Below are 21,429 nucleotides of genomic sequence, written 5' to 3' on the forward strand. Positions count from 1 at the left end.
GCCCCCGCGTCGACCGGACGCCGGGACGGCCCGCGAGCCTAGATCTCCTGGGCGGGCCACCCCAGCAGCCGGGCTCCGATGACCGCGGTCTGCAGCGTGTAGCGGTGGACCGGGTCGGAGGCGTTCGCCCCGGTCAGCTGGTGGATGCGGTCCAGCCGGTAGGTGAGCGCCCGCACGCTGAGCGTGAGACGCCGGGCGGCCTCGGCCGCGGTGCAGCCGGCGTCGAAGTACACCTCCAGGGTCCGCAGCAGCGGCTCGGCACCGCCGCGGGCCTCGCGCAGCGGACCCAGCACGCTCAGCACCAGGTCGGCCATCGCCTGCCGGTCCCGGGCGAGGACCGGGTAGACCAGCATGTCCGCGGCACGCACCACGGGCTCCTCCAGGCCCAGCCGGTCGGCGAGTTCGAGGGTGCTGAGCGCCTCCTCGTAGCTGTGCACGACGCCGCCCGCGCCGTTCTGCGGCCGCCCGACGGCCACCCGGTTGCCGTCCGTGGCGGCGTAGGCCTGCTTGGCGAAGAAGGTGAGGACCTCGTCCTGGTCGCCGGGCGCGATGCAGATCAACTGCCCGTTCTTGGTGGTGATCAGGACGCGCCGGTCGCCGAAACGGGAGATGAGCGCGTTCTCCACGATCCGCGTGACCGGGGCGGTGTCGTCGTACGCCTCGGGCCCCTGGGCCACCGCGACGGCGTGGGCGTGGGAGAGGACGAGCCCGAAGCGCTCGGCCCGTTCGGCGAGGCGGCCGAGGTCGCTGCGCCCGTAGAGCAGGTCGTCGATGAACTCCCGCCGCGCGGCCTCCTCCTGGCGTACGGCGAGCCGCTGCGCGCGTTCGTAGCCCTCCGCGAAGGCGTCCACCGCCTGGGCGACGGCGGCGAGCACGGTGCCCGTGGCGTCGGCGCCGGAGACCGCCGCACCGCGGCCGGGCCAGGACGTGCGCGTGGCGTCCAGATGCAGCCGGACGAGACTGCGCAGGCTGTGCCCGGCCTCTGCGGCCTGCTCCCCGAAGAGCTTGCGCTCCTCCAGCTCGTCGCGGGTCAGCCGGCGCCCCGTGTCGGCGACGCCCGCCAGGATCTCGGCGTACCCGGCCAGGTACGTCTCCCGCTGCTCCGTCTGCAGGTCCGTCACCCCGCGCCTCCCCTGCCGTTCACGCCCGGTGCGCGGTGTCCGGCAACGTGAGGGTAGTCAACGCTGCCGGAAACCGGCAACGCGGAGGGCAGGGGACAGCGGCTATCGTCCGCCGGCCCCTCCCCAAGGCCCCCAAGGCCCCCTAGGGCCGCTGGTACGGCTGCTGGCCGGACGGCCCGTACACCTGGCCACCGGCCTCCTGCGCCTGGAGCTGCTCCGCCTGCTCCTTGGTCACCTGCTGCTCGGCGCCGCAGAAGGTGCACTGGGTCGCGTACTTCGTCGAGAAGGGGAACAGCGGCACGAAGAACAGGGTGAACTTCGTGACGCGCTTCCTGAGCGTGTGCGCGGCGGGATTGCCGCACCGGCCGCACACCAGGGTCAGTATCGCGAGCTGGTAGAGGTACCCCTTGGTGCCAAAAATGATCACGAGCTGGTCCTTCCCGGTCGGCCCCCTGCGGGCGCGCGGGACACCCGGATCACGTACATCTGCACGTACGTCCACACGTACACCTACAGGTCGCACGCCGCCGCATTTGGGTGCCGCCCCGGATGGCCCGGACGGGCCCGCGCGGGCGAGTCTGGAACCCATTCCCCCTTACCCGGCCGCTACGTCCTGGTGTGATCGTGATGCCCCACCCCGCAAGGAGAGCACATGGCCCGCCCCGCTGACCGCGTCGCCCGTCCAGGGCCCCGCGTCGGGAGGAGGACCCCATGCCCGTACCCGAAGACCGCAGGCTCAACGAGATCGAGTCCCGCCTGCACCGCGAGGATCCCCAGTTCGCCCGGGCCTTCGCCGACGGCCGTCCCTGCCGCCCGCGCGAGTACCGGTACCACCGGGCCTGGCTGCTGCTCGCCGCCGCCCTGGGCGCGCTGGCCGCCGGCATGTTCCTGGCCCACGGGCTGCTCATCGCCGCCGGGCTGGTCTTCGCCGGCGTCGCCGGTGAACTCTTCGACCCCCACCGGCGCGAGCGCGGCACCCGGTGCCCGCCGTCCGGGTCCTGACCCCGGCGGGCCCGGAGCGACGGACACGCGCGCGTACGGTGCGGCGGACACGCGCGCATGCGGGGCTGCGCACGCGGCCGCGTACGGCCCGGAGCGCGTCCGATGACCCTGTCCGAGCTGTACGTGATGCTGCTGATCGGCGGCACGGTGCTGCTGGCCAGCATCGCCGCGGCCCGCGCCGCCCACCGCATCGGCCTGCCCAGCCTGCTGCTGTTCCTGTGCGTCGGGCTCGTCGCCGGCGAGGACGGGCTCGGCCTGCGCTTCGACGACGCCCAGCTGGCCCAGGCGCTGGGTGCCGCCGCCCTCGCGCTCATCCTGGTCGAGGGCGGGCTGACCACCCGGTGGAGCGACGTCCGGCGCCTGCTCGCTCCGGCCGGGGTGCTCGCCACGGTGGGCGTGGTGATCTCCGTGGTGGTGACCGCCGCGGGCGCGCACTGGCTGCTGGGGATCGACTGGCGGCTGGCCCTGCTGATCGGTGCGATCGTCTCCTCCACCGACGCCGCCGCCGTCTTCGCCGTACTGCGTGCCCTGCCGCTGCCGCGGAAGGTGAGTGTGCTGGTGGAGGCCGAGTCCGGCTTCAACGACGCGCCCACCATCATCCTGGTCCTGCTCTTCTCCACCACCGCCGATCTGCCGGGCCCGCTCCCCGTCGTGGGCAACCTCCTCTTCCAGCTGGTGGTCGGCGGCGTCCTGGGCGTGGTGATCGGCCGCCTGGGCGTCGCCGCGCTGCGGCACATCGCCCTGCCCGCGACCGGCCTGTACCCGCTGGCCACCGTCGGTTTCGGCGTCATCGCCTTCGCCGCCGCCGGAGCGCTGGGTGCCAGCGGCATCATCGCCGCCTACCTCTCCGGCCTCGTCCTCGGCAACGCCAAGCTGCCCCACCGGGCGGCCACCCGCTCCTTCTCCGAGGGCGTCGGCTGGCTGGCCCAGATCGGGCTGTTCGTCATGCTCGGCCTGCTCGTCGACCCGAGCGAGCTGCCCTCCGCGATCCTCCCGGCCCTGGTCGTCGGCCTGGTCCTGCTGCTGCTCGCCCGGCCGGTGTCGGTGCTGCTCTGCCTGCTGCCGTTCCGCGTGCCCTGGCGCGAGCAGCTCTTCATCTCCTGGGCCGGTCTGCGCGGGGCGGTCCCCATCGTGCTCACGACCTTCCCGGTCGTGGCCGGGGTGACCGGTGCGCGCGACGCCCTGAACATCGTGTTCGTGCTCGTCGTCCTCTTCACCCTGCTCCAAGGGCCCACGCTGCCCGCCGTGGCCCGGTGGACGGGCGTGACCCGTCCGGACGCGTTGCGCGAGATCCAGGTCGAGACGGCGCCGCTCGATCTCCTGGACGCCGACCTGCTCACCGTGTCCGTCCCGCCGGGTTCGCGGCTGCACGGCGTCACCGTCCTCGAACTGCGGCTGCCGCACCCGACGGCCGTCACCCTGGTCGTCCGCGACGGCGCCAGTCTCGTCCCCGACCGCGACACCGTGCTGCGCGCCGGTGACGAACTGCTCCTGATCACCACGCCCCAGGTCCGGGAGGCGGCGGAACGCCGACTGCGCGCCGTCGGCCGCCGCGGCAAACTGGCCCGCTGGCTGGGCGAGCACGGCACTCCGGAGTCGGAGCCATTGCTCCCCAAGTACCCCGAAAAGCATCACAATGCGTAATAAGTGATGCGGTAAACTTCTTTACCGAGCCGTGATGCTCCGTCGAGCGGACGGGCGTTCAGTTCACCCAGACGGTACGGCAGTTCGAGGAGACGAGGGGACAAGCCGGATGCACCAGACGCACCGAGCCGCCCCGACCGTCAGCCCCGCCGACCCGGTGAACCCCGCGCGCATCGACAACACGGCCCGAGACAGCGTCCCCGAATCCTGACGCACCTCCTCGCTCCGCCCCCGGCCACGAGCAACGGCGGGCATCCGCCGACCACCGTTGTCACCGCGAACAGCCGTCACGCCGCTGTGGGCGCCGCCACGCCGCCGTAGCTGCGGGCAGTCGTGCCGCTGGTGCGGCACGGGTGGGCGGTGAGGGTACCTCCCCGGCCGTTCAGGCGGTGGGGGAAGCGCCCCGCAACGCGCGGTAGCGCACCCGCCCGGCCCGCACCGACCACCCCGGAGGACAGACGCCCGTGCACAACACCACCGCCGTGCTCATCGAACTCGGGGCGATCATCCTCGCCCTGGGCCTCCTCGGCCGCATCGCCGGCCGCGTGGGCTTCTCGCCCATCCCCCTCTACCTCCTGGCCGGCCTCGCCTTCGGCCACGGCGGCATCCTGCCCATGCAGGCCAGCGAGGAGTTCACCGCCACGGGCGCGGAAATCGGCGTCATCCTGCTCCTGCTCCTGCTCGGCCTCGAGTACAGCGCCTCCGAACTGGTCACCAACCTCAAGACCCAATACCCATCCGGCGCGGTCGACTTCGTCCTGAACGCCGTACCCGGCGCCGTGGCGGCACTGATCCTGGGCTGGGGTCCGGTGGCCGCCGTCGCACTCGCGGGTGTCACCTGGATCTCGTCCTCCGGCGTGATCGCCAAGGTCCTCGGCGACCTGGGCCGGCTGGGCAACCGCGAGACCCCCGTCGTCCTCGGTGTCCTCGTCATCGAGGACCTCGCCATGGCCGTCTACCTGCCGATCCTCACGGCCCTGCTCGCCGGCGTCAGCCTGGCCGGTGGCGCCGTCACCCTGCTGATCTCCCTGGGCACCGTCGGCGCCGTCCTCTACCTCGCGCTGCGCCACGGGCGGCTGATCAGCCGCGCGGTCTCCTCCGACAGCGCGGAAACGCTCCTGCTGGTGGTCCTCGGCCTGACCCTCGTCGTGGCGGGCCTCGCCCAGGAACTGCAGGTCTCCGCGGCGGTCGGCGCGTTCCTCGTCGGCATCGCCCTGTCCGGCGAGGTCGCCGAGGGAGCCAGCAGCCTCCTCACCCCGCTGCGCGACCTGTTCGCCGCCGTCTTCTTCGTCTTCTTCGGGCTGTCCACCGACCCGGCCGACATCCCGCCGGTCCTGGTCCCGGCCCTGCTCCTCGCCGCCGTCACCGCTCTCACCAAGGTCGCCACCGGCTGGTACGCCGCCCACCGCGCCGGACTGCGCGGCGCGGGCCGCTGGCGGGCGGGCGGCACGCTGGTGGCCCGCGGCGAGTTCTCGATCGTCATCGCCGGGCTCGCGGTGGGGGTCGAGCCCCGCATCGGCCCGCTGGCGACGGCGTACGTCCTCATCCTCGTCGTACTCGGCCCGCTCACGGCCCGCTTCACCGAGCCCCTCGCCCGCCGCCTCACCCGCGGCCCACGCAAGGCCGCGCCGCCCACCGCGACCACTCCCGCGGAGTCGACGCACGCCAACGTGTGAGCGCCGGGGCGGCGGCGCGCGCACCGGCGCGGGCGGCCGGGCTCACTCCCGCCCGAGGATCTCCGCGGCCGCGTCGACGCCCTCCCGCGTACCGATCACGATCAGCGTGTCGCCGTCGGCCAGCCGGAAGTCCGGCCCCGGGGACGGGAGCGCCTCGGCCCGCCGCAGCACCGCGACGACGGACACACCGGTCTCGGTACGGGTACGGGTGTCGCCCAGCGGGCGCCCGTTCCAGTGCGACTCCGCCGACAGCCCGATCCGCTCCGCGACCAGCCCCAGCTCGGCCGTCGACAGCAGGCTCGGACTGTGATGGGCGGGCCTGAGCGCGTCGACGACCGCGGCCGCCTCCTCCGCGTCCAGCCGCAGGGAGAGCGCCGCGTCGTCGGGATCGTTTCTGCGGTACGCGTTCAGCGTCCGCGCCCCGCCCAGCTCCGCCACCACCGACAGCCGGCGCCGCTCACGGGTGACCAGGTCGTAGCGCACGCCTTCCCCCGGCAACGGCGTCCTGCTCGTACGCGCAGCACCCACGGCCGCCTCCCTGTCTCCCCGGGCCAGTCCTTCCGGCAACCCGGGACACCCTAGATCCTTCCCGGCCGGGCGCCACCACCTCGTGCCACTCCCATACGCCTCCCTTACGCCGGACCGCCCTCCTTGTCCGGCACGACGACGAGACTGATGAGGTGGCGGACGCGGCCGTCGTCGGGTCTGTGCCCGGTGCGACGGGCGACCACGGCTTCCAGTTCCGCGACGAGTCCGGTGAACTCCTCGTCCGTCAGCCAGACCGCGCCCTGCCGGTAGAGGACGCCTTCGCGGACGGGCTCGGTGTCGTCGCGGGAGAGGTAGCGGTCGAAGTCGGCCATGAGGGCGCCGGTGAAGACGGTGAAGGCCTGCCGGTGGTCGTCCTTGGTCATGGCGGCGCGGGCGTCCTCGTCGACGAGGGCCTCGTCCTGGCGGACCCGGTAGCTGCGCTCGACGGTGCCGCGCACGCGCTTCTCGCCGCTCACCTCCAGGACACCGGCCTCGGTGAGCGTGGCCATGTGCCGGTACATGGACGCGGGCGAGACGTCGGGGAGCCGTTCGCGCAGCTGAGCCGTGGTCAGTTCACCGGCGCCGACCAGGGTTTGGAGGATGCGCATGCGGACCGGGTGGAGGAGGAGATTCGAGGTAGCCATGAGACTCATGTTCTCACATCTGATAACGTTCTCGTAGTTGAGAGCAATCGAGAGAGGCGGAGCCTTGCCCGAAACCGACCTGACGGTCACCGCGGACGACGGGACCTCGCTGGCCGGCACCCTGAGCCTTCCCGCCGGCCCCGGACCGCACCCCGCCGTCCTCCTGCTGCACGGTTCGGGCCCCTTGGACCGCGAGGGCAACACGCCCAGGCTGCCGCTGAACCTCGGGCGCCCGTTGGCCAACGCCCTGGCCGCGGCGGGCGTCGCCACGCTGCGCTACGACCGGCGCGGCGCGGGGGCCACCCCCGGCGTCTGGGAGGAGAGCGGCTTCACCGGCAACCGCCGCGACGCGAGCGCCGCCCTGCGCGCCCTGGCCGCGCACCCGGACATACGCCCCGACGCCGTCGGCGTCGTCGGCCACAGCGAAGGCGCCCTGCACGCGATGACCCTCGCCGCCCGGCAGGAGGTGGCGGCGGCGGTACTGCTGGCCGGGTTCGCTCGCGAGGGCGAGGCGGCCTTCCGCTGGCAGGCGGCGTCGGTCTTCGGGGGCATGCCCGCCCCGGTCCGCCTCCTGCGCCGCCCGCTGGGCGCTCTGGGCGAGCGCGTACTGGCCCGCGTCAAGCGCACCCGCACCGACGTGGCGCGCATCGCCGGTCTCCGGGTCAACGCCCGCTGGATGCGCGAGATGCTCGTTCACGACACCCGTGACGACCTGGCCGCCGTCCCGGCCACGGTCCCCGTGCTCGCTGTCACCGGCGACAAGGACGTCCAGGTGCCTCCCGCCGACCTGGACGAGATCCGGCGCCTGGTGCCCGGCGGCGACACCGAGATCCACCGCGTCCCCGACCTGACCCACGTACTGCGCCGCGACACGGGCCGGCCCACGCTCCGTTCCTACCGTCGCCTGCTGCGCGAACCGGTCGACCCCGAGCTGCTCGCCCTCGTCGCGACCTGGCTCGAGGCCCGCCTGCGCGAGCCCTCGGGCGCCCCCGCGAAGGAGCGACGTACGACCCGCTCCTGACCGCAACGAAACAACGTCGGGCGCGCACGACACACATCGCCCACGACCTCCATCAGCACGAACTCCATCACCACGACGTCCGTTACCGCGACGTCCATCACCGCGGACAACCGAAGGTTTGGCATGCCCACTTCATACACGGCACCGCACGGCACCTCACTCGGCGCATCCGTCAGCACCGCCGCACCGGCCCCCGGCCGCAACTACCGCGCCGACCTGACCCTCTTCATGGTCATCGCCTTCGCCGTGAGCTGGCTGTCCTGGGGCACGGCGATCGCGCTGGGCGGCACGGAGACGAACGAAGCCGCCAACGCCCCCTACATGCTCGGCGCCTTCGGCCCCCTGATAGGCGCCCTCGTCATCCGCGTGCGCCGCCGCCGACGCGGCGAACCGGTCCCGGAGCACGCGGTCCCCTTCCGGGCGGCACTCCTGCGCAAGGCCGTATTGCTGCTGGTGCTGGGCTCGGCGACCGTACTGGCCGCCGCCCTGCTGGCGAGCCGTGCGGGCGGCCCCGAACTGAGTCTGGACGTGGCGAAGGACGCCGTCGAGGACTTCGGCGGGCCCGCCGCGTTCCTCGTCGGCATGCTGGTCAGCGGCCCGCTGTCCGAGGAGCCGGGCTGGCGGGGCACCGCCTACCCGCGGCTGCGCGAGAAGCTGGGCACCCTCCAGGTCTGCCTGGTGCTGGGCGTCACCTGGGCCGTGTGGCACCTCCCGCTCTTCTTCATCGACGGCACCGTCCAGCACGACCTGGGCCTCGCCACCCCGAGCGGTGTCCTGTTCGTCGCCAGCAACATCCCGATGGCCATGCTGGTCACCGCCGCCTACGAGCGCGCCGGCATCATCGCCTCGATCGCGGTGCACTTCGCGGTCAACACGACGATGATCCTGCTCGCCGTGGAGGAGCCGGAGGTGCAGGCCATGATCCTCGGCATCCAGGCCCTGACGGTGACAGCCCTCCTGCTCACCCACCGCACGGGACGGCAGCGCCCGTAGACTCCGCGGCCATGACGGACGATCTCCGCTTCACGGTCCTCGGCAGCGCGAGCCCTTACCCCCGGGCAGGGAATCCCTGCTCGGGGTACCTCGTTGAAGGCGCGGGCACCCGACTGTGGATGGACGCCGGAAGCGGGACGCTCGGCGCGCTGCGCGAGCACATACGCCTGGACCAGCTCGACGGCATCTGGATCTCCCACCTGCACGCGGACCACTGCGCCGACCTGCTGACCGCGTACTACGGCCTGCTGTACGCGGAGGTCGAACTCGCCGCCCCGTCCCCCTGCTGGCACCGCCCGGCATCGCCGACCGGCTGGCCGGCTTCCTCACCAACGGCCCGCGACGGAGCCCGGTCGAGGACGCCTTCCGGGTCGTCGAACTCCACGACGGCCACCGCGCCCGGATCGGCGGCCTCACGCTCACCAGCCGCGCCGTGTCGCACGGGATGCCTGCCTTCGGGGTCCGCGTCGAGACCGAGGACGGTGCCTGTCTCGCCTATTCCGGGGACAGCGCCCCATGCGAGGCGCTCACCGCGCTCGCCGACGACTGCACGGTGCTGCTGTGCGAGGCGGACTCCGCGCAGGTACCGTCGGCCGGCACCGAGGCGGTGCACCACACCCCGGAGGAGGCGGGTAGGACCGCCACCACCGCCGGAGCGCACCGCCTGGTCGTCACCCACCTCGGCCCGTTCCTGGAGCCGTCGGCCGCTCTCGAGCGGGCGGCGGCGCGCTACGAGGGCCCGGTGGAGTACGCCGCGCCCGGCCGCACCTTCGTGGTGGCGTGAGCGTGGCCCCCCGCTCGCTCGGCTCGGCTGCTCGGCTGCACGACTACGCGATGGGAAAGTCGAAGTAGGTGTCCGGGTGCGGTTCCTCCTTCAGCGTGTAGTGCCACCACTCCCAGTCGTAGGAGGCGAAACCGCAGTCAGCCATGATCGAGCGCAGATGCCGGCGGTTCGCGGCCTCGACCCGCGAGACCTCTCGGGCGTCGTGATGCGATATCGCGTCCATGAGGTCGTGGTCGCCGCCCATGGAGGCGAGTTCACCGGTGATCAGGTGGTACAGCGTCAAGTCGACGGTGCCACCCCGACTGTGGCCCGACCTGGCGGCCACGTACCCCCTGTCGAACATCTCCGCCCTGCCGATGTTCGGATAGTGCCGGGCCTTCGTCCGGCCGTCCTCCGGCTGTTGTGACCAGCGGAGGAAGCAGTCCACGGCACGCTGCGGGCGGTAGCCGTCCCAGAGGAGCAGCCCGAAGCCGAGGTCTTCGGCCCGCTCTTGTGCCCTGCCCAGAGCCGCGCACAGGGCCTTGGTGCCGACGATCCGGTTCGCCAGGTATCCGTCCACGGGTTTGCCGGTGAAGTTGTCCCAGGTGGCGTACTTGGCGTCCCACCGGATTCCGGGCACCAACTCGTCCACGAAGGCGAAGTCCCCGGTCATCGGAGCTTCCCCGTCAACGCAAGGGACAGCATCCGGTCGATCACCTCGGAGAGCGGCAGGCCCGCGGCCGCCATCATCCTCGGATAACGGCTGTACGAGGTCATGCCGGGCAGGGTGTTGACCTCGTTGAGGACGACTTCTCCGTCTTCCTTGAGGAACATGTCCACCCGGGACAGCCCCCGGCATCCCAGGGCTCGGTACACGGTTTTCGCGGTCTCCTGGACGAGCGACCGCTTCTCCGCCGGGATGTCGGCGGGAACGACCGGCGTCGAGTTCTCCGAGCCGCTCTCGGGCTCCTCCTCCTGGTGTATCCGGAAGAATCCGTGGGAGAGCGCGATGCGGTCCACCTCGCCCACGATCAGGTCGGGGTCGTTCCCCAGGATGGCGCAGCCGATCTCGCTGCCGACGACGGCCGCCTCGATCAGCACCTTCGTGTCGTACCGCCGGGCGGACTCCACCGCGGTCGCCAGGTCTTCCGGCCGGGACACCTTGCTGACGCCGAAGGACGACCCCGAACGGGCCGGCTTCACGAACACGGGATATGTGACCCGGCCGGGATCGATGGTCTCGTCCCCCGTCACGGTCCAGAAATCCGGTGTGGCGATCCCCGCGCTCCTGGCGACCACGTACGCGAGGGATTTGTCCATGCACAGGGCGGAGCTCTGGACGTCGCAGCCCACGTACGGAATGCCGGAGAGCTCCAGCAGCCCCTGCGTCGCACCATCCTCACCGAGGGTGCCGTGCAGGACGGGAAGGACGACGTCCAGGCGGACCGCCCGATACCGCCCCTGTTCCAGAACGAGCAGCCCGTGCACGCTCCGGTCCGGTGACAGCACGACCGGACGGCAGCCGCCGCTCTCCCAGTCCGGGCCGGGACCGTCGCAGAGCCTCCAGTCGCCGTCCTTCGTGATCCCCACGAAGAAGGGCTGGTACTTCTCGGTGTCGAGGTTGCGTGCCACCTCCTGGGCCGACTTGACGGAAACGGCGTGTTCTTCGGAAGAGCCCCCGAATACGATGCCGACCTTCAACCTGGCCAACTTGTCCGACTCAGTCATGCTGTTTCCTGCTTCCGAAATTCAGGCAGTTGATGATGGAGTTCTCGACCGTGTCCCTCAGGGCGTGGTCGGTGTAATAGGCGGTGTGCGGGCTGATGAGTACGTTCGGCATTCTTTGCAGCCGCGGCAGCCACGTGCTTTCGATGGTTCTGTTTCTGCAGTCGGCGTAGAAGATTCCTTCCTCGCCCTCGACGACATCCAGCGCCGCACCGCTCAATCTGCCGCTCTCCAACGCCGGGACCAGTGCCTCGGTGTCGATGAGCGGGCCGCGTCCGGTATTGATGACGAACGCGCCTCTTTTCATCCGCCGGATACGTCGTTGATCGAGGAGGTGATGCGTTTCCGGGGTCAGCGGTACATGAAGCGACACGATGTCGCTCGACCGCAGCAACTCGTCGAGAGAGACATAATCTGCCGCGATGGTGGGCCGATTTCCGTGGGCCAGTACGCGAGAGCCAAAACCCCGCAGCCTGTCCACGACCGCCGCGCCGATGCGCCCCGTCCCGATCACCCCGACGGTCAGGTCGCGCAGCTCCTTCCCGCGTATCTCGTTCAGCCGGTAGTCGTGCAGCTCCGCGCGGCGGACGGTGGATTTTGCGTTGCGCACCGCCATCAGCATGAGCATCAGGGTGTAGTCGGCCACGCTGTCGGGGGAGTAGACGACGTTCTCGACGGATATCCCCACGCCGGCCGCGTATTCCACATCGATGTGGTTGTAACCGATGCTCCGGGTGGATATGTACGTCACGCCGGCTCGGTGGAGTGCACGGAGAGTGGCAGGTGTGACCGGGGTCTTGTGGCCAATGCTGATGCATTGATTTCCGGCCGCCAGCTCGACGTTTACTTCGGATACGGCGGCCTCCGTGAGGGTCGCCTCGACGCCGAAACGGGGTGCCGTCCGACGGAACAGGACGGCCTCGTCCTGGCCGCAGCCGTAAACCGTGATTCCCGTTGCCGGTAGGAGCGGTGACGGGGGAGGGATCGAGGAGGTCGAGGAGAAGGTCATGCCTCCATTCAAGGCGCTTCGGTGTTGCCATCCCGTATGCGCTTTTCGATATCCTGACGATATATTACCGATCGGTAGTGTCGGCTGAGGGGGCGCCTCATCGACCACGTCGCTTCATGTAGAGGTCGAAGGTCCGGTACACCAGCGGCCGCAGCGGCAGGTCCCACTCGCCCACGTACCGCACGGCCCGACCGCCGGTGCCGACCTTGAACTTGATCAGTCCGACGTGCGGGTCGTCCGCGTCTAGGGTCGGAGTGATGCCGCGCAGGTCGTAGACGTCGCAGTCGGCGGCGAGCGCGTCGCGGATCATCGCCCACTGGCAGGCGTTGGAGCCGCGTACCTCGCGCTTCCCGGTGGACGAGGCGCCGTAGGCATACACCGCGTGGGTGCCGACCCGGATCATGATGGTGGCGGCGACCAGGTCGCCTCGGTGGCGGGCCAGGTAGAGCTTGATCCGCTCGGGGTCCTCGGCACCGAGTACGGCGAACATGGTCGCGAAGTAGTGCAGCGGCCGGGGTGTGAAGCGGTCCCGCTCGGCGGTGTGGACGTAGAGGTCGTGGAACGCCTTCAGGTCGTCCGCAACCACCGCCTCCCCGAGCGTCGCCTCCCCGGGCGTGGCATACCCGGGCGTGGCATCCCCGAGAGTGACCTCAACGCCCTCCTTGGCCGCCTTCCGTATGTTGCGCCGCCAGAGCTGGTTCATGCCCTTGAGCAGGTCGTCCTCGGTTCTTCCGGCTAGCGGGACCTCGTACTTGAACTGCGGATGTCCGACCCCGAAGCCGTCCTCCGGGCTCTGCGGCAGCCAGCCGGCGTCCCTCAGCCGGCCGGTCACGTGGGCGCCGACCGGATCGGTCCACCGGGTGGGCAGTCCGGTGAGTCGCCGCGTGCCCGGATCGGCGATGCCTTCCTTGATCTCGTCTGCGCTCCATATGTCCGTGTACACCGGCGGACCGAGCCGTATCGCGAAGGCACCGCGCGCCTTGAGGTAGGCGGCCAGTGGATCGAGCCACGCGTCGATGTCGCCGGTCCAGTCGATGACCGGTCCCTCGGGCAGATAGGCCAGGGTGAAGCGCTTAAGCCGTGGCACCGGTCGGTGCAGGACGAGCCCGGCACCGACCAGCCGTCCACCGTCGAACCAGCCCAGGGACTCGCTGCGCCACTCGGTCTTGACGCGCCCCCAGGCAGGGGTCTGCAGGAAGCTGACCGAGCGCTGAGCCCGCACGAACGCCAGGTGCTCGGCGGCGCTGATCGGCCGGACGGTCGGCCGCGTCGGGGCCGCTGTTCGTACTGGTTCGCTGTAGGCCATGCCCCCCAGTCAAGGCGGCGGGGTGTTGCCGACGCGTATGCGGTTTTCGATATGCCGACGATATGTTCCGGGCCGAGGCCGGGACGGACCAAACCGACCGCGCCCGCCCGTCAGGCGATGCTCACGGGGTCGACCAGGTCGACCAGGCCAACCAGGCCAACCAGGCCAACCAGGCTCACCAGCTGACCCCGGCCGCCACGGGCAGATGGTCGCTGCCGGTCGCGGGCAGCGTCCACGAACCGGTCGGCTCCACGCCGCGCACCAGGATCTGGTCGATCCGCGCCACTGGGAACTTCGCCGGCCAGCTGAAGCCGAACCCGTCCCCGGCCGAGTCCTGGACCGAGTGCAGCCGAGACGTGATGCCCGCCAACGCGCGGTCGTCCACGGTGCCATTCAGGTCGCCGAGCAGCGCGATCCGCTCACTGCGGTCGGCGGCGAGGGCCTCGCCGAGCGCCCACGCGTTCCGGTCGCGGGAGTCCGTCCAGAATCCCGCCCGGGGATTGAGCCGTACCGAGCCCAGGTGGGCCACGTACACCACCAGCGGGCCCTTGTCCGTGGCCACCGTGGTGCGCAGCGCACGGTTGCCGGCCAGCGTGACGTCGGCCGGTTTGGTGTCCGCCAGTGGCCCGTAGTCCGTCGCGATGTCGACCGGCCGCGTGCCCGACAGCGGCAGCTTGCTCCACACCCCGACCGTGCCCTGCACCGTGTGGTACGGGTACTCCCTGGCCAGTCCCTTCTCGTACACGTCCCGGTCCTGCGCGGTGATCTCCTCCAGCGCCAGTACGTCCACTCCGGAGGCGGCCAGGTCGCGGGCGGTGCCGGCCGGGTCCGGATTCTCGGCGCCGACGTTGTGGGAGGCCATGGTGAGGTCGCCGCCCGAGCCGGACTTGTCGCCGAGCAGCCCGCCGAAGAGGCTCAGCCACACCGTGACCGGCAGCACCAGCGCGGTCATCGCGGCGGGGGAGCGGCGCCACAGCGCTCCGGCGGCCAGCAGGGGGACGAACAGGCCGAACCACGGCAGAAAGGTCTCGACCAGGCTACCGACGGATCCGAACCGGTTCGGAATCTCGGCGTGCAGCATCATCACGAGGCCCAGCAGCAGTGCCGACACCGTAAGCACCGGCGCACGCTTCCAGAGCTCCGGCCGTACGGCGCTGCTGCGGAGCGCCGCCCGTGAAAGCCGTCTCCGAGCCGATGCCGGTGCCGGTGCCGGTGTCGGTGTCGGCGCCGGTGCCGCTGCGTCCGGCGATGGTGAGACTGTTGGCGGCGCTGGCGGCGCTGGCGGCGCTGGCGGTGAGGTCTGACGCATACGCCCAGTGAACGCGGCGGCGTGTTGTCGGCACGTATGCGGTTTTCGATATGCCGACGATATGTGGCGACTCGTAACCTCGACACCATGCGTGTGCTGATTGTCGAGGACGAGCCCTACCTGGCGGAGGCGATCCGTGACGGCCTGCGCCTGGAGGCCATCGCGGCCGACATCGCGGGCGACGGCGACACGGCGCTGGAGCTGCTGAGCGTCAACGCCTACGACATCGCCGTCCTCGACCGTGACATCCCCGGCCCGTCCGGTGACGAGATCGCCGAACGCATCGTCGCCTCCGGCAGCGGCATGCCGATCCTCATGCTCACTGCGGCCGACCGCCTCGACGACAAGGCGTCCGGCTTCGGACTCGGCGCCGACGACTACCTGACCAAGCCGTTCGAACTGCAGGAGCTCGCGCTCAGGCTCCGGGCACTCGACCGCAGGCGCGCCCACAGCAGGCCTCCGGTGCGGGAGATCGCCGGCCTGCGCCTCGACCCGTTCCGCAGGGAGGTCTACCGGGGCGGCCGCTACGTCGCGTTGACCAGGAAGCAGTTCGCCGTGCTCGAAGTCCTGGTCGCCGCCGAGGGCGGCGTCGTCAGCGCCGAGGAGCTCCTGGAACGCGCGTGGGACGAGAACGCCGACCCCTTCACCAACGCCGTCCGCATCACCGTCTCGGCCCTGCGCAAGCGACTGGGCGAACCGGGGATCATCGCCACCGTGCCGGGCGTCGGCTACCGCATCGACACGGCACCCGTCACCCAGCAGACGGGCGGCCACAGTGGATAGGAGACCCGGCCTCAGCGTCCGGCTGAAGCTCACCCTCAGCTACGCGGGATTCCTCATGCTCGCGGGCGCCCTGCTGCTTGTGGCCGTAGGAGTGTTCCTCGTGCGACAGGGGTGGTTGATCACCAATGAATGGGGGGCGGTGAGAGCGACTCCCGGCACGATCTTCCTGCGCAGTTTCGCGCCCACGGCAGCCTGGGTCATGGCGTTCCTCCTGGTGTTCGGCCTCGTGGGCGGATGGTTCCTCGCCGGACGCATGCTCGCCCCCCTGGACCGCATCACGGAGGCCACCCGCACGGCGGCGACCGGATCCCTCTCCCACCGCATCCGGCTGCCGGGCCGCAGGGACGAGTACCGCGAACTGGCCGACGCCTTCGACGAGATGCTCGCCCGCCTCGAAGCCCACGTGGGCGAACAGCGGCGCTTCGCGGCCAACGCCTCGCACGAGCTGCGCACCCCGCTGGCCGTCTCGAAGGCCATCCTCGACGTGGCCCGCACCGACCCGCACCAGGACCCCGGCGAGATCATCGACCGCCTCCACGCCGTGAACACCAGGGCGATCGACCTCACCGAGGCCCTGCTCCTGCTCAGCCGCGCCGGCCAGCGCTCCTTCACCCGGGAACAGGTCGACCTGTCCCTCCTCGCGGAGGAAGCCACGGAGACCCTGCTCCCCTTCGCGGAGAAGCACGGGGTCACCCTCGAAACCAGCGGCCACGTGACCCTCGCCCTCGGATCACCGGCCCTCCTCCTCCAACTGACCACGAACCTCGTCCACAACGCGATCGTCCACAACCTCCCCGGCCGGGGCAGGGTCTGGGTCCACACCGCCCCCGGCCCCCGCACCACGCGGCTCGTCGTCGAGAACACCGGCGACCTGATCAGCCCCCACCAGGCCTCGACCCTCACCGAACCCTTCCAGCGCGGTACCGAACGCGTACACACCGACCACCCCGGCGTCGGCCTGGGCCTGGCCATCGTCAACACCATCACCCAGGCCCACGACGGCACCCTCACCCTCGCCCCACGCCAGAGCGGGGGCCTCCGCGTCACGGTGGAACTGCCCGCGGCCGCTCCGTACACCGGCAGGTGAGCGCAAGGGCCCGCACAGCGCCGCCCGGCGCAAGCGCCCGGCCACCGGCTCAGCTGTGGCTGTGACCGTCCTTGACGCTCGCGAGCGTCCGGAGGCGGGCCGCCTCGACGCGGTGCAGGTGGATGACTATGTCGTAGGAGCGGCCGAGGGCGGTTTCCGGGTCCTGGTCGGACCAGTACAGGCCGTAGGACCGGGTGGGGCGGGCGGTGTCGAGCCAGGCCCGGGCCTCGGACGGGGCGGTGCGCAGGTCCAGGGCGAAGTCGCGATGGCGGACCTGGTCCAGGGTGTGCTCGTTGTGGCCGACCGGGGCGGGGGCAACGGTGTACTTCTGCGGCTGCTGCGCGGTGTAGTCGGGAAGGGCGTTGAGGCTGCCCTCGTTGAAGGTCAGGCCGACGCTCACGTACTTCCTGCCGAGTTTCTCGCGCAGGAACGCGCCGACCGGTTCGGGGAACTCCTGCGGGTTGTCGCTGGTGTAGGCGACGTGGCCGTTGTTGGCGGCGAGCAGGATCCTGCCGTTCGTGTGTGCCAGCCACCAGGCGGTGTTGTCGGCCATGACCTGGTCGCGATAGCGCATCCGCTCGGGGAACTCCTCGTCGGGAAAGGCGTACCCCGTGAAGCTCTGGGCGACGGCGGTGGCGTTCTGGACGGCCCAGTCGTAGGCCCGGCCCGCTGAGCCCCGCGGCCGCCCGGACGCGCGCAGGACGGTGAGGGCGCGCTCCGCACGGTCGGCCTCGGCCCGACGGGACGCTGGGTCCTTGCCCAGCTGCTGCCCCATCCAGGCACCGGCCGACGCGTTCCGGGCAGGCCGTAGCCCGGCGTACAGGGCGGCGATCCGCCCGGCGACACCGGGCCGGTGCGCGGTGACGTACGAGGTGACCTGGTCGAAGGCTTCGGGCCCGGGATAGCCGAGGTCGTTGCCGACGAAACGGAGCGCCGGCCGGCGGGGGTGGCTGACGTTGTAGTGCCGCATCCACCGGATGAGGTCCAGGTACTCGTCGGTGTTCCAGAAGACGTACTGGCCCTGGAACTCGTCACGCATGATCTGCTCCGGGTCACCGACACCGCGGGTCACGTAGGTGTCCAGGCGCAACCCGGTGCTCCAACTCGCCTCCAGCGCGAACGTGGTGAAGCCCCGCGTGGCGACCAGCCGCTTGAAGAGGCGCGCCTTGAGCGCGAAGAACTCGTGGCCGCTGTGGCTCGCCTCACCCAGGGCCACCACCCGCGCGTCGCCGAACATCCGCACGACGCCGTCCAGATCGCCCAGGGGCACGGCGCGCCGCTGCAGTGCGCCGACCACTGGGTCCGGCTCCCCGGCGGCGGCCCCGGCGGCGGCTCCGGCGGAGGCGGTGCTCGCGGAGGCGGTGCCGACGGGCAGGAGGATTCCCGCGGTGAGGGCGGCAGCGGTGAGCGTGAGCAGACGGCGGCGGTTCATGGCAACTCCCGGAGGTCCCGAAGGCAGTGGTCGATGCGAACGGGACGGCCATAGCCAGCTGTTGGGCATACGCGCAAGACGTATGTATAGAGCGTACGCCTAAGGCGCACGTGCCAGCTCTCCGGTAGCCTGCCCTGCCATGGGAAACCGTGAAGATCTGCTCTCTGGAGCCCGGCGCTGCCTGGAGGAAAAGGGCTGGGCGCGGATCACCGTGCGCGACATCGCCGCCGCCTCGGGCGTGAGCATGGCCGCGATCGGCTACCACTTCGGCTCCCGCGAGGCACTGCTGACCTCGGCCCTCATCGAGGCGATCGACGAGTGGGGCACCCGGCTCGGCCGCACCCTGTCCGCGTACGGCACCGAAGGCGCGAGCGAAGCCGAGCATTACGAGGCCCTGTGGGCAGCGGTCATCCGGTCGTTCACCGAGGACCGCACGCTCTGGCTCGCCACACTCGAAGCCCTGGTGCAGGCCGAACACTCCGACGACCTGCGCCGCTACCTCGCCACCGGCCAGGCCCACGGCCGCCGCGGTCTCGCCGCCCTCCTGCGCGGCACCCCCGAGGACGACATCGACGACGCGACCGTCCGCGCCCTCGGCTCCACCCAACTGGCTCTCTTCACCGGCCTGATGACCCAATGGCTCACCGATCCCGACCAGGCCCCCCGCGCCCCCGAGGTCGTCACCGGCCTACGAGCCCTCACACACCTCGTCCACCCGGACGGGTAAGGGCCGACCCAGACGGCCCCCAGTTTCCGGCGTGCTGACTCAGCGTCGCGCGTCGAGCAGTTCCATCGGGCGCCTCGGCGGGCGTGATCGAGCGCGAACACGACGCCGCGGTCCGGCACGTCGCCGGGGACTCCGTAGGCGAGGCCGCGTGCCGCGTTGGCCTGAACGAGCGGCACCAACGCCTGGGAGGAGACGCCTGACTCGCGGAACCGCGCTTCGCGGAGGGTCAGCACGCCGTGCACCGTGCACCGTGGCCGTCGTCCGGCGGACCCGCTCCGGGTCGAGGTGTGTGGCAACGCCACCCACGTGCGGCAGCGGTAGCCGGTTCATGGCCGACAGACCGCCGCCACCGAGGTCGACGCCGTAGAACTGCACGTCGTCCGGGGCGTGGGTGAGGGCGAAGGACGCGGGGAGGGAGCGCAGCAGCGTCGACTTGCCCGACCCGGCACCGCCCACGACCTGGAGGTGCCGGCCAGCACGGTGTCGAGCGAGGCCGGGCTCTTCAGCGGAGAAAGCCACACCTGGTGGGCGCAGGCGGCGCGGAAGCCCCCTGGAAGGCATCGCATCGAGGTCGGGCGTATCGGTGGTAGAGACGGATGGGACGGTTGCGACAACAACAGGTCCGGAACGGACCCGTCGGCACGGTCGGAGGCTTTTGGCGGGGCCGTTCAGCCCGGCCCATCCCGTGGCGCAGTCCGGTCCCAGCGGAGGGGATCACTCTCGAGTGCGGCGCGGTCCCAGTCGCCGTGCTCGGCAGCCGCCTCGTAGGTGGTGCGCAGGAACTCTGTCAGTGCGTGATCGGGATCGCGCGCGGTGCGCACGGCCTCGTACGGCAGCAGGAACTGTCCGTTCTCAGTGCTGTAATAGGCGCCCTCGGGACGCACCGGGTGTGCGGCAAAACCGTCCGGCTCGGGGTACGCGTAGGCGTAGAAGGCGCCCTCGTCGCCGCCGCCGGGCCAGAATCCGCAGCTGGACAGTTCCCGTGAGTAGCCTTCCTCCATGACCCAGTCGCCGCAGTTCGGGGCGCCGCCCGGATGAGGGGGAGCCGCGCGGCCGGAGAAGCGGGTGCATGCCAGGTCCATGGCGCCCCAGAAGAAGTGGACAGGGCTGACCTTGCCGGTGAACTCCGCCCGGAAGCGGCCCAGGACGCGGTTGGCCTGCAGTAGTTGGCGCCAGAAGAGGTGCGCTGCCGTCGCGTCGTAGGAGCGGTGCTGCTCGTCCTCGGCGAACGGGATGGAGGGCTCCACCTCGTTGGGCCGCCGTTGGAAGGCGGCTTCGATGCCCAGCTCGTGCAGGGCCTGCATGGTCCGGGTGTAGAAGGTCGCGACCGAAACGGGCTCCAGGGCCACTTCGCGGCTCGCACCGTCACTGCTGCGGATGACGAGCCGGTGTTCCACGAAGTCGAACTCCGCGTCGAATGCGCCGTCGCCGTAGGGCACCGCGCTGGTCGTCAGGCCCCTCGGGGTGACGTAGAGGGCGACCTGCCACCAGTGGTTGACCAGCGGGGCGTGGGCCAGCCGCAGCTTGCCCACGATCTGTGTCCACATGTGCAGGGTGTCACGCGTCTTGGTCCAGTCGGCCACTCGTAGTGAAGGCCATGCTGCGCGGTTCGAGGTGTCGGATGCGGTGGGTGAGTGCTGGAGACTCACGGCGTCCACCTCCGCTTCGGCTATCGGTGTTCCGGGTTGCTGGAGTCGGGGCGGCAGCCGGCGTCCCATGCCGTGCGCCGGTTGCCATAGGGCGGGATGCCGTCGGCTGCGCGCAGCATCGCCGCCAGATGAAGCAGGTTGTATGTCATGAATGTGGTGTTCCGGTTGGTGAATTCATTGTCCGGCCCGCCGGAGCCGACGTCCAGATAGGACGGTCCCGGACCGGCCTCCCCCACCCAGGCCGCGTCCGCCTGCGGCGGGATGGTGTACCCCAGGTGCTGCAGGCTGTAGAGGACGTTCATGGCACAGTGCTTGGCGCCGTCTTCGTTGCCGGTGATCAGGCAGCCGGCGACACGCCCGTAGTAGGCATACTGACCTGCGTCGTTGAGTACGCTCGAACAGGCGTACAGCCGTTCGATGACCCGCTTCATGACGGAGCTGTTGTCACCGAGCCAGACGGGGCCGCACAGGACCAGGATGTCCGCGTCCATCACGCGGCGGTAGAGCTGGGGCCATTCGTCCCGTGCGGCGCCGTGTTCGGTCATGTCCGGCCAGACACCGGTGGCGATGTCATGGTCGGCGGCCCGGAGGATGCCGGCCTGCGCTCCGTGGTGCCGCATGATTTCCACGCTGCGGTCGATGAGGCCGTCGGTGTTGCTGACCTCGGGTGACGGTTTGAGGGTGGCGTTGACGAACAGCGCCCGCAGCCCGTCGAAACGGGGCATGTTCTCGTCGGTGGACTTCGCGCCTGCTTCCGTTCCGGGTCCTGCCATGATCGGTTCCCCTCGGGTGCGTGGTGGGAAGATCGAGAGCGCCGCGACCAGCACCGTAGGTCGGACCAGGACGTTTGCCGACTCCGCCACGCCCACCGGGGCGAAGCGATCGGACGTCGATGTCCTCGGCGGGCACGGGCCGCCGACACGGCGTGGGACGTCCGCACCTTTCACGTGCCCGGTAGAGGATCCGGGGCTCACGCACCCCGTGAAGATGCGGGCGCGTCCGATGTGTGT

The 21,429-nt window shown here is 70.9% G+C and carries 21 protein-coding genes and 1 pseudogene; 9 read left to right on the forward strand and 13 right to left on the reverse strand.

Annotated features, from left to right (window positions below; translation table 11 throughout):
- Positions 1-38 precede the first annotated feature (38 nt).
- Together ACH4D3_RS29310 and ACH4D3_RS29315 are read right to left on the reverse strand one after the other, a co-directional pair.
- On the reverse strand, positions 39-1,121 hold the full coding sequence (locus ACH4D3_RS29310; RefSeq protein ID WP_398328040.1) for a PucR family transcriptional regulator: 1,083 nt from the start codon (positions 1,119-1,121) through the stop codon (positions 39-41).
- Positions 1,122-1,263: 142 nt separating this feature from the next.
- The gene (locus tag ACH4D3_RS29315; RefSeq protein WP_398328043.1) at positions 1,264-1,548 is read right to left on the reverse strand and encodes a zinc-ribbon domain-containing protein; all 285 of its coding nucleotides are present in this window, start codon (positions 1,546-1,548) and stop codon (positions 1,264-1,266) included.
- Between the two features lie 284 nt (positions 1,549-1,832).
- On the opposite strand from ACH4D3_RS29315, the gene ACH4D3_RS29320 reads away from it, so the two are divergent.
- From ACH4D3_RS29320 to ACH4D3_RS29330, 3 genes are all read left to right on the forward strand, one after another.
- Positions 1,833-2,123 carry a DUF3040 domain-containing protein gene (locus ACH4D3_RS29320; RefSeq protein WP_398328046.1) on the forward strand — a complete coding sequence of 97 codons (291 nt, stop codon included), beginning with the start codon at positions 1,833-1,835 and terminating at the stop codon, positions 2,121-2,123.
- 102 nt (positions 2,124-2,225) lie between these two features.
- Positions 2,226-3,767, forward strand: a complete 1,542-nt coding sequence (locus ACH4D3_RS29325) for a potassium/proton antiporter (protein ID WP_398328049.1) — start codon at positions 2,226-2,228, stop codon at positions 3,765-3,767.
- Between the two features lie 464 nt (positions 3,768-4,231).
- The gene (locus tag ACH4D3_RS29330) at positions 4,232-5,443 is read left to right on the forward strand and encodes a cation:proton antiporter (RefSeq protein ID WP_398328052.1); all 1,212 of its coding nucleotides are present in this window, start codon (positions 4,232-4,234) and stop codon (positions 5,441-5,443) included.
- A gap of 42 nt (positions 5,444-5,485) precedes the next feature.
- Here ACH4D3_RS29330 and ACH4D3_RS29335 read toward each other — a convergent pair whose 3' ends face one another.
- Together ACH4D3_RS29335 and ACH4D3_RS29340 are read right to left on the reverse strand one after the other, a co-directional pair.
- Positions 5,486-5,971, reverse strand: coding sequence for a cation:proton antiporter regulatory subunit (locus ACH4D3_RS29335; RefSeq protein ID WP_398328055.1), 486 nt, complete (start codon positions 5,969-5,971; stop codon positions 5,486-5,488).
- Between the two features lie 104 nt (positions 5,972-6,075).
- A complete protein-coding gene (locus ACH4D3_RS29340) occupies positions 6,076-6,615 on the reverse strand; it encodes a helix-turn-helix domain-containing protein (protein WP_398328058.1) in 540 nt (179 codons plus the stop codon).
- Between the two features lie 64 nt (positions 6,616-6,679).
- On the opposite strand from ACH4D3_RS29340, the gene ACH4D3_RS29345 reads away from it, so the two are divergent.
- The 3 genes and pseudogenes from ACH4D3_RS29345 to ACH4D3_RS29355 all read left to right on the forward strand — a co-directional run bounded on the left by ACH4D3_RS29345 (position 6,680) and on the right by ACH4D3_RS29355 (position 9,413).
- A complete protein-coding gene (locus tag ACH4D3_RS29345; RefSeq protein WP_398328061.1) occupies positions 6,680-7,636 on the forward strand; it encodes an alpha/beta hydrolase family protein in 957 nt (318 codons plus the stop codon).
- Positions 7,637-7,759: 123 nt separating this feature from the next.
- Positions 7,760-8,629, forward strand: a complete 870-nt coding sequence (locus ACH4D3_RS29350; protein ID WP_398328064.1) for a CPBP family intramembrane glutamic endopeptidase — start codon at positions 7,760-7,762, stop codon at positions 8,627-8,629.
- Positions 8,630-8,640: 11 nt separating this feature from the next.
- A pseudogene (locus ACH4D3_RS29355) lies at positions 8,641-9,413 on the forward strand (MBL fold metallo-hydrolase).
- A 43-nt stretch (positions 9,414-9,456) separates the two neighbouring features.
- Here the strand turns inward: ACH4D3_RS29355 and vanX are convergent.
- The 5 genes from vanX to vanJ all read right to left on the reverse strand — a co-directional run bounded on the left by vanX (position 9,457) and on the right by vanJ (position 14,741).
- A complete protein-coding gene (gene vanX / locus ACH4D3_RS29360; RefSeq protein ID WP_398328067.1) occupies positions 9,457-10,065 on the reverse strand; it encodes a D-Ala-D-Ala dipeptidase VanX in 609 nt (202 codons plus the stop codon).
- The gene (gene vanA-Sc / locus ACH4D3_RS29365; protein ID WP_398328439.1) at positions 10,062-11,102 is read right to left on the reverse strand and encodes a D-alanine--(R)-lactate ligase VanA-Sc; all 1,041 of its coding nucleotides are present in this window, start codon (positions 11,100-11,102) and stop codon (positions 10,062-10,064) included. Before vanA-Sc ends, vanX begins: the two co-directional genes overlap by 4 nt.
- Positions 11,103-11,112: 10 nt before the next feature.
- On the reverse strand, positions 11,113-12,126 hold the full coding sequence (gene vanH-Sc / locus ACH4D3_RS29370; protein ID WP_398328070.1) for a D-lactate dehydrogenase VanH-Sc: 1,014 nt from the start codon (positions 12,124-12,126) through the stop codon (positions 11,113-11,115).
- Between the two features lie 97 nt (positions 12,127-12,223).
- Positions 12,224-13,432 carry a lipid II:glycine glycyltransferase FemX gene (locus ACH4D3_RS29375; RefSeq protein ID WP_398328073.1) on the reverse strand — a complete coding sequence of 403 codons (1,209 nt, stop codon included), beginning with the start codon at positions 13,430-13,432 and terminating at the stop codon, positions 12,224-12,226.
- A gap of 175 nt (positions 13,433-13,607) precedes the next feature.
- Positions 13,608-14,741: a teicoplanin resistance protein VanJ gene (vanJ, locus tag ACH4D3_RS29380; protein WP_398328075.1), complete on the reverse strand. Its 1,134-nt coding sequence runs from the start codon at positions 14,739-14,741 to the stop codon at positions 13,608-13,610.
- Between the two features lie 87 nt (positions 14,742-14,828).
- Between vanJ and vanR-Sc the strand changes: the two genes are divergently transcribed.
- Positions 14,829-15,524: a VanSc-type vancomycin resistance response regulator transcription factor VanR gene (gene vanR-Sc / locus ACH4D3_RS29385; protein ID WP_398328078.1), complete on the forward strand. Its 696-nt coding sequence runs from the start codon at positions 14,829-14,831 to the stop codon at positions 15,522-15,524.
- Positions 15,517-16,611 carry a VanSc-type vancomycin resistance histidine kinase VanS gene (vanS-Sc, locus tag ACH4D3_RS29390; RefSeq protein ID WP_398328081.1) on the forward strand — a complete coding sequence of 365 codons (1,095 nt, stop codon included), beginning with the start codon at positions 15,517-15,519 and terminating at the stop codon, positions 16,609-16,611. The genes vanR-Sc and vanS-Sc overlap by 8 nt, the downstream gene beginning before the upstream one ends.
- A gap of 49 nt (positions 16,612-16,660) precedes the next feature.
- On the opposite strand, the gene ACH4D3_RS29395 is transcribed toward vanS-Sc, so the two are convergent.
- On the reverse strand, positions 16,661-18,043 hold the full coding sequence (locus ACH4D3_RS29395; protein WP_398328084.1) for an erythromycin esterase family protein: 1,383 nt from the start codon (positions 18,041-18,043) through the stop codon (positions 16,661-16,663).
- A gap of 139 nt (positions 18,044-18,182) precedes the next feature.
- On the opposite strand from ACH4D3_RS29395, the gene ACH4D3_RS29400 reads away from it, so the two are divergent.
- Entirely contained in the window at positions 18,183-18,770 is a 588-nt protein-coding gene (locus tag ACH4D3_RS29400) for a TetR/AcrR family transcriptional regulator (RefSeq protein WP_398328087.1), read from the forward strand.
- Between the two features lie 39 nt (positions 18,771-18,809).
- Here ACH4D3_RS29400 and ACH4D3_RS29405 read toward each other — a convergent pair whose 3' ends face one another.
- The 3 genes from ACH4D3_RS29405 to ACH4D3_RS29415 form a co-directional block, all read right to left on the reverse strand.
- Complete coding sequence (locus ACH4D3_RS29405; RefSeq protein WP_398328090.1) at positions 18,810-19,331, reverse strand: FtsK/SpoIIIE domain-containing protein; 522 nt, start codon at positions 19,329-19,331, stop codon at positions 18,810-18,812.
- Between the two features lie 107 nt (positions 19,332-19,438).
- Positions 19,439-20,419, reverse strand: a complete 981-nt coding sequence (locus ACH4D3_RS29410; protein WP_398328093.1) for a DUF5996 family protein — start codon at positions 20,417-20,419, stop codon at positions 19,439-19,441.
- Positions 20,420-20,439: 20 nt separating this feature from the next.
- Positions 20,440-21,192, reverse strand: a complete 753-nt coding sequence (locus ACH4D3_RS29415; RefSeq protein ID WP_398328095.1) for a flavodoxin family protein — start codon at positions 21,190-21,192, stop codon at positions 20,440-20,442.
- Positions 21,193-21,429 lie beyond the last annotated feature (237 nt).

Origin of the sequence: Streptomyces sp. NPDC018026 (assembly GCF_044327745.1) — a bacterium.
In the GTDB taxonomy this organism is placed as follows: Bacteria; Actinomycetota; Actinomycetes; order Streptomycetales; family Streptomycetaceae; genus Streptomyces; species Streptomyces rubrogriseus.

Excerpts from the sequence above, each read along its gene's own strand:
- ACH4D3_RS29375 (WP_398328073.1), bottom strand. The coding sequence starts at position 13,432 with ATGGCCTACAGCGAACCAGTACGAACAGCGGCCCCGACGCGGCCGACC.
- ACH4D3_RS29325 (WP_398328049.1), top strand. The coding sequence starts at position 2,226 with ATGACCCTGTCCGAGCTGTACGTGATGCTGCTGATCGGCGGCACGGTG.
- ACH4D3_RS29340 (WP_398328058.1), bottom strand. The coding sequence starts at position 6,615 with ATGGCTACCTCGAATCTCCTCCTCCACCCGGTCCGCATGCGCATCCTC.
- vanX (WP_398328067.1), bottom strand. The coding sequence starts at position 10,065 with ATGACCGGGGACTTCGCCTTCGTGGACGAGTTGGTGCCCGGAATCCGG.
- vanH-Sc (WP_398328070.1), bottom strand. The coding sequence starts at position 12,126 with ATGACCTTCTCCTCGACCTCCTCGATCCCTCCCCCGTCACCGCTCCTA.
- ACH4D3_RS29320 (WP_398328046.1), top strand. The coding sequence starts at position 1,833 with ATGCCCGTACCCGAAGACCGCAGGCTCAACGAGATCGAGTCCCGCCTG.
- ACH4D3_RS29395 (WP_398328084.1), bottom strand. The coding sequence starts at position 18,043 with ATGAACCGCCGCCGTCTGCTCACGCTCACCGCTGCCGCCCTCACCGCG.
- ACH4D3_RS29405 (WP_398328090.1), bottom strand. The coding sequence starts at position 19,331 with ATGCCTTCCAGGGGGCTTCCGCGCCGCCTGCGCCCACCAGGTGTGGCT.
- ACH4D3_RS29350 (WP_398328064.1), top strand. The coding sequence starts at position 7,760 with ATGCCCACTTCATACACGGCACCGCACGGCACCTCACTCGGCGCATCC.
- vanJ (WP_398328075.1), bottom strand. The coding sequence starts at position 14,741 with ATGCGTCAGACCTCACCGCCAGCGCCGCCAGCGCCGCCAGCGCCGCCA.
- vanR-Sc (WP_398328078.1), top strand. The coding sequence starts at position 14,829 with ATGCGTGTGCTGATTGTCGAGGACGAGCCCTACCTGGCGGAGGCGATC.
- ACH4D3_RS29415 (WP_398328095.1), bottom strand. The coding sequence starts at position 21,192 with ATGGCAGGACCCGGAACGGAAGCAGGCGCGAAGTCCACCGACGAGAAC.
- ACH4D3_RS29400 (WP_398328087.1), top strand. The coding sequence starts at position 18,183 with ATGGGAAACCGTGAAGATCTGCTCTCTGGAGCCCGGCGCTGCCTGGAG.